Raw genomic sequence first — 6,156 nt, forward strand, 5'->3', positions numbered from 1 at the left:
CACCCCTGCCCCGGTCCGCCGTCAGCCGACGGCGTCCTTCTTCGACGGCACCGCCGGCACGCCCAGGAACGGCAGGCGCAGGGCACCGAACGCGTCCGCCGGTACCGTCGGGCGGCTGGGCTCGACCGGCTTGAGGCGTTCGTAGGGCGCTCCCTGCTGCGGGCGCGGGTCCGCCTCCCCCTTGTTGGGCCAGTACGACATGGCGCGCTCGGCCTGCGCGGTGATCGTCAGGGAGGGGTTGACGCCCAGGTTCGCCGAGACCGCCGCACCGTCGACCACCGAGATGCCGGGGTGGCCGTACAGCCGGTGGTACGGGTCGATCACGCCCGTCTCGGGCGAGGCGCCGATCGGGCAGCCGCCCAGGAAGTGCGCGGTCAGCGGCGTGCCCATCAGCTCGCCCACGTTGCTGCCCGGGAAGCCGTTGATCTCCTCGGCGATCGCCGACGCCGCCTCGGAAGCGGCCTTGATCTGCTTGGGGTTGGGGGCGCCGTGGCCCTGCCGGGCCGTCAGCAGGCCCTTGCCGGGGCCCTTCGGCTTCAGGTACGTCGTCAGGGAGTTGTCCAGCGACTGCATGACCAGTCCGATGATGGTCCGCTCCGACCAGCGGCGGTTGGAGAGGGACCGGGCCATCAGCCACGGGTGGCGCACCACGTTCCCGAGCCAGGCCAGGGCCCGGGAGGAGCCCTCCGCGTACGGGACCTGGAGGACCGACAGGCCGCCCATCGCGTTCGAGCCCTTGCCGTAGCGGACCGGTTCGATGTGGGTGTTCCGGTCCGGGTGGACCGAGGAGGTGATCGCGACGCCGCGGGTGAAGTCGACCTCGGTGCCGTGCGCCTTGCGGTAGCGGCGTCTGTCGGTCTGCGCGCCCACCAGCGCCTCGGAGTTGGTGCGGGTCAGGTCGCCCAGGCGGTCCGACAGGTGCGGGAGCCGCCCGTTCGCCTTCATGCGGTGCAGCAGCGTCTGCGTACCGTACGTGCCCGCCGCGAGGACGACCCGGCGCGCCGTGAAGGTCCGCGCCTTCCCCTTGCGCTTCTTGTCCGTGGGGAGAGCCGTGACGGCGTACCCGCCCCGTGAGTCCTCGGTGACCGACACGACCGTCGTCATCGGGTGGACGACGGCGCCGGCCTTCTCGGCGAGGTAGAGGTAGTTCTCGTTGAGGGTGTTCTTGGCGCCGTGACGGCAGCCCGTCATGCACTCCCCGCACTCGGTGCACGCCCGGCGGGCCGGCCCCGCGCCGCCGAAGTACGGGTCGGGGACCTCTTCGCCGGGCGTGACGCGGGTGCCTCCGCCGGCGTCGTCACCGTCGCCGAAGAAGACGCCGACCGGTGCCATGTGGAAGGTGTCGCCGAAGCCCATGCGCTGGGCGGCGGCCTTGAGGTGGACGTCCGACGGGGTCATGGTCGGGTTGAGCCGCACGCCCAGCATGCGCCGCGCCTGGTCGTAGTACGGCTTCAGTTCGTCCTGCCAGTCGGTGATGTCCTTCCACTGCGGGTCGTCGAAGAACGGCTGCGGCGGCACGTAGAGGGTGTTGGCGTAGTTGAGGGAGCCGCCGCCCACCCCGGCGCCCGCCAGCACCATGACGTTGCCCAGCAGATGGATGCGCTGGATGCCGTACAGACCGAGAGCCGGTGCCCACAGGTAGTTCCTGAGGTCCCAGGAGTTCTTCGGCAGGGAGCCGCGGGTGAAGCGGCGCCCCGCTTCCAGGACGCCCACCCGGTAGCCCTTCTCGGTCAGCCGCAGGGCGGTGACGGAGCCGCCGAAGCCGGAGCCGACGACGATGACGTCGTAGTCGTAGGCCGGGGCGTCGGGCTGTTCCCCGGTCGATTCCGTGGCCGGTCCACCGGCCGGTTCGTTCCGTTCGTCCGGGTGTTCGCCCTGGGTGCGGGCGGAGTTCTCCTGTGACACGTGCTCTCCTCGTTGAGGACGTTCGAGGCTGGTGCGATCGGCGCGCGTCAGCGCAGCCGCAGCGCCTTCATGACTCTCAGGCTGCGGCTCATGAACGCCGCGTACTTCTCGTCGTCCATGCCGAGGGACGGCGCCATCGGCAGCAGCCGCTGGTGGGCGACGGTCTGGGCCTCGGTGTACTTGAGGATGCCCTCGGAGCCGTGGCGGCGGCCGAGACCGGAGTCCTTCATCCCGCCCATGGGCGACTGGACGCTGCCGTAGGCGGGCGCATAGCCCTCGTTGACGTTGACCGTGCCCGTGCGCAACCGGGCGGCGACCGCCCGGCCGCGTCGGCCGTCCTTCGTCCACACGGAGGAGTTCAGGCCGTACGGGGTGGAGTTGGCGCGCTCGATCGCCTCGTCCTCGGTACTGAAGCGGTAGATCGACACGACCGGTCCGAAGGTCTCCTCCGTGCACACCGACATCGGTGCCTCGACGCCGTCGAGGACGGTGGGCTCGTAGAAGTACGGGCCGATGTCCGGGCGGGCGACCCCGCCGGCCAGGACCTTCGCCCCCTTGGCGACGGCCTCGTCGACGTGCCGGGTGACGGCGGCCAGTTGACGCTCGCCGACCAGCGAGCCCATGTCGGCGCCGTACGCGAGGGCGTTGCCGAGCCGCATCGCCTTGGTGCGGGCGACGAACCGCTCCAGGAAGGCGTCCGCGATCGACTCGTGGACGTACAACCGCTCGATGGAGATGCACAGTTGACCCGCGGACGAGAAGCACGCGCGCACGGCACCCGCGGCCGCCTTGTCGACGTCGGCGTCCTGCAGGACCAGCATGGCGTTCTTGCCGCCGAGTTCGAGGGAGACGCCGACGAGACGGGCGGCGGCGCTCTGCGCGACCTGGCGGCCGGTGCGGGTGGAACCGGTGAAGGAGACGTAGTCGGCGTGCTTGACCACCTCGGGGCCGACTACCGGTCCGTCGCCGATGACGACCTGGAAGACGTCGGCGGGCAGCCCGGCCTCGATCAGCAGATCGCGCGCCCACAGCGCGGTCAGGCAGGTCTCGGTGTCGGGCTTCATCACGACGGCGTTGCCCGCGGCGAAGGCCGGCAGCGCGTCGCCGACCGACAGTTCCAGGGGGTAGTTCCAGGGGGCGATCTGGCCCACGACGCCCCGCGGATGGCGCAGTTCGGTGACCCGGGTGAGCGTCGGCATGGCACCGGCGTGCCGCTTGGGCTTCAGATACGAGGGGGCCTTGCGGCCGTAGTGCCGGGCCGCGACGACGACGGCCTGCACCTCCTCGTGGGCGTGCAGCCGGGCCTTGCCGGTCTCCAACTGGATCAGGTCGAGGACCTCGGCCTGGCGGGCGAGCACCAGGTCGTGGAAGCGGAGCAGGACGGCGGCGCGCTGCCGCACGGGGGTGGCCGCCCAGACGGGCTGGGCCGCGCGGGCCCGCTCGAACGCCCCCGCCACGTCCTCGGGGGTGGACTCCGGCAGATCGGCCAGCTTCCCGCCGGTGAACGGCGTGTGGTTGGCGGTGCGGCCGGAGCCGGCCACGCCCGTGGTGAGCTGGGCGACCAGCTCCGGCGTGACCACGTCGACGGCGGTGCGGGCACCGGCGGGGGCGGGTGCGAGGGGGTTCGTGCCGGCCGTGCCCGTACCGGTCGCGTCTATGGCCTTCTCCGGGGCCTGGGAGTCCGTCATGAGGCGCAGGGTATGCCCGGCCGGAGCGTTTGTGTACCCGTCGGTAATAGGGATTCACCGAGTGCTCACATGACGCCAGTGATCACTGGCAAGAAACGTGCTGATCAGGGCATTGTTCGGTGGCGGCCGGACACTGCTCGGTCTTTTCCGATCTCAAGACGGTTACGGGCCTCCTTGAACACCGCGGTTCCCTTCTTCTCGTCCGCCGTCCCCTTGGGCATGTCGACCCGCAGTTCGTACATGCCGCCGTCGCCGGTCAGCACGAACATCTGCATGATGCGGGTCGGGGAGCCGGCCAGGCCGAAGGCGGTGTCGGCGAGGGCGGCCTCGTCACCGTGGAAACGGGTGCGGGTGTACTGCGTCCGCGCGTCGCCCGTGTGGCCGTCCCAGGTGCGGTGCGCCGCCTGCGCCCGGCTCATCGGGGAACCGGGCGCCGTGTCCCACCGGGTGAGACGGACGGTGATCCCGTCGGCTTCGTAGACCACGAGCCGGGGCTGGTCGCCGGCGCCGCCCTGCCTGGCGGACTCCCTGTACGCGCTCGGCAGGAAGAGGACGGCCTGCATGGCCTCCTCCTGGTGGGCGGTCCAGGCGACGGCCGTAGGGCTCGGGGCGGCGGTGGGGCTCGACACGGCGGCGGGAGCCGAGCTGTAGGTCGCCGGGTGCTCCGTGGCCGCCCTGCTGTCGGGACCGCCGAAGAAGAACGTGACGAGCCAGGTGCCACCCGCGACAACGGCGCCGAGCAGGGCGAGGGGGACGGTGCCTCGCGGGGTGCGGCGCCGCGGTCTCGCGGCGGGGACTGTTTCCGTCACGGAGGCGGAGAGCAGCGCGGGCGCCGGTTCTGCCTGCGATGGGGCTTGCGGTTCTGGTCGCGGTGCCGCCTTCGGTTCTGGTCGCGGTGCCGCCTGCGATTCTGGTCGCAGTGCCGCCTGCGGCTCTGTCCGTGGTCCTGCCTGCGGTTCCGTCCGCGGTTCCGTCCGCGGTTCCGTGCGCCGTACGGCGCCCGCACCGGCACCGTCCGGTTCCGGTGCGGGCCACCCCTCGGCGACCGCCTCCAGCACCGCGCCGGTCTCCTCCGCGCCGGGCCGCCGCTCCGGTTCCCTCACCAGCAGCCGCAGGATGAGCGGCCCGAGCGGTCCGGCCCGCTTCGGCTCGGGCGGATCGTCGGCGAGGATCGCGGCGAGCGTGGACTCCGGTGCCGTACGGCGGAACGGGGACCGTCCCTCGACGGAGGCGTACAGCAGCACGCCCAGCGACCACAGGTCGGAGGCGGGCCCGGCGCCCCGCCCGGACATCCGCTCCGGCGCGATGAACTCCAGCGAGCCGACGAACTCCCCGCTCATGGTGAGGGATTCCTCGCCCTGGATGTGGGCGATGCCGAAATCGGTGAGGACGACGCGGTCATGGGGACCGAGCAGGACGTTGGCGGGCTTGACGTCACGGTGCACGATGCCGACGGCGTGCGCTGCGCGCAGCGCGCCGAGGACGGCGAGGCCGACACGGGCGGATTCGGCGGGCTCCAGCGGGCCGCGCCGGAGCACCTCGTGCAGGGATTCACCACGGATCAACTCCATGACGATCCAGGGGAGTCCGTCCTCGACGACGACGTCGTGGATGGAGACCGCCGAAGGATGGTCGACACGGGCGGCGGCGCGGGCCTCGCGGTACAGGCGGTTGGCGGCCCGCCGGTGGCTCTCGGCCTCGCGGTCGCCGGGCAGATGAGGCTGCTTGACGGCGACGTCCCGCTCGACCCGCTCGTCCAGGGCGCGCCACACGGTGCCCGTCCCGCCGGAGCCGATGCGCTCGATCAGCCGGTAACGGCCGCCGATCACAAGGCCGTTGGCGCCCGTGCCGCCACCGTCGTTGCTCATCCCCCATGACTATCGTGCGCAACGCCCGCTTGTCGACGCGAGGGCGGGCACCGTCCTGGAGCTTGTGGACGTCCGGGTTCGCGATCGCGGCCCTCGCCACCTCGCGGCCCCGATCCGTGAAGCGTACGGACTACCCCGGTGCGAATGTGTCCACCGCCACGTCGAAGTACTCCTTCGCCTCCCTCACCTTCCCGACCGGTGCCGACACCCACACGTCGTACATCCGGCCGCCCTGCTCCCAGCACAGGTCGTAGGTGTGCCGCGGGCCCTCCGCGGCCGTGAAGCCGTTCCACGTGAACTCCCACAGCGCGGCAGGGCCTCCCCCGTGCGAGGTCGCGGTGACCCGGCCGTCGCGGTAACCCGGGTTCGTGGACGGCCCGCGCGCGTCCGCGCGCCGCATCACCGCGAGCGGGCCTCCGGACTCGGGGTCCGCCGTCTTGACGCCGATGCGGAAGGTGCGCCCCGGCGACAGATAGAAGACGCGCTCTTCCTGCGGGCTGCGGGTGAACCCGTCCGGCACCGCGAGCGAGAACCCGTCGGGGTCCCGGACCAGCCGGTATCCCGAGGGCGCCGTACGGGCGGCGGCCGACGCGGACGACGGCGAGCGGGTCACCGTCCCGGTGGGCGCGGGTTCAAAGACCGGCGCGGACGCCGACGTCGTGCCCTGCGACGCGCGGTGTGGCCCGGAACTCGAC

General features: G+C 72.1%; 3 protein-coding genes and 1 pseudogene. All 4 read right to left on the reverse strand.

The window, feature by feature from the left end; genetic code table 11:
- Positions 1-21 precede the first annotated feature (21 nt).
- Complete coding sequence (locus ACFSL4_RS26310) at positions 22-1,779, reverse strand: GMC oxidoreductase (protein WP_381087821.1); 1,758 nt, start codon at positions 1,777-1,779, stop codon at positions 22-24.
- A gap of 173 nt (positions 1,780-1,952) precedes the next feature.
- The gene (locus tag ACFSL4_RS26315) at positions 1,953-3,593 is read right to left on the reverse strand and encodes a succinic semialdehyde dehydrogenase (RefSeq protein ID WP_381087806.1); all 1,641 of its coding nucleotides are present in this window, start codon (positions 3,591-3,593) and stop codon (positions 1,953-1,955) included.
- Between the two features lie 104 nt (positions 3,594-3,697).
- On the reverse strand, positions 3,698-5,461 hold the full coding sequence (locus ACFSL4_RS26320; RefSeq protein WP_381087809.1) for a protein kinase domain-containing protein: 1,764 nt from the start codon (positions 5,459-5,461) through the stop codon (positions 3,698-3,700).
- 130 nt (positions 5,462-5,591) lie between these two features.
- Positions 5,592-6,156: pseudogene (locus ACFSL4_RS26325) on the reverse strand (serine/threonine protein kinase); the annotation flags it as partial.

Source organism: Streptomyces caeni (assembly GCF_042678285.1).
GTDB lineage: Bacteria > Actinomycetota > Actinomycetes > Streptomycetales > Streptomycetaceae > Streptomyces > Streptomyces caeni.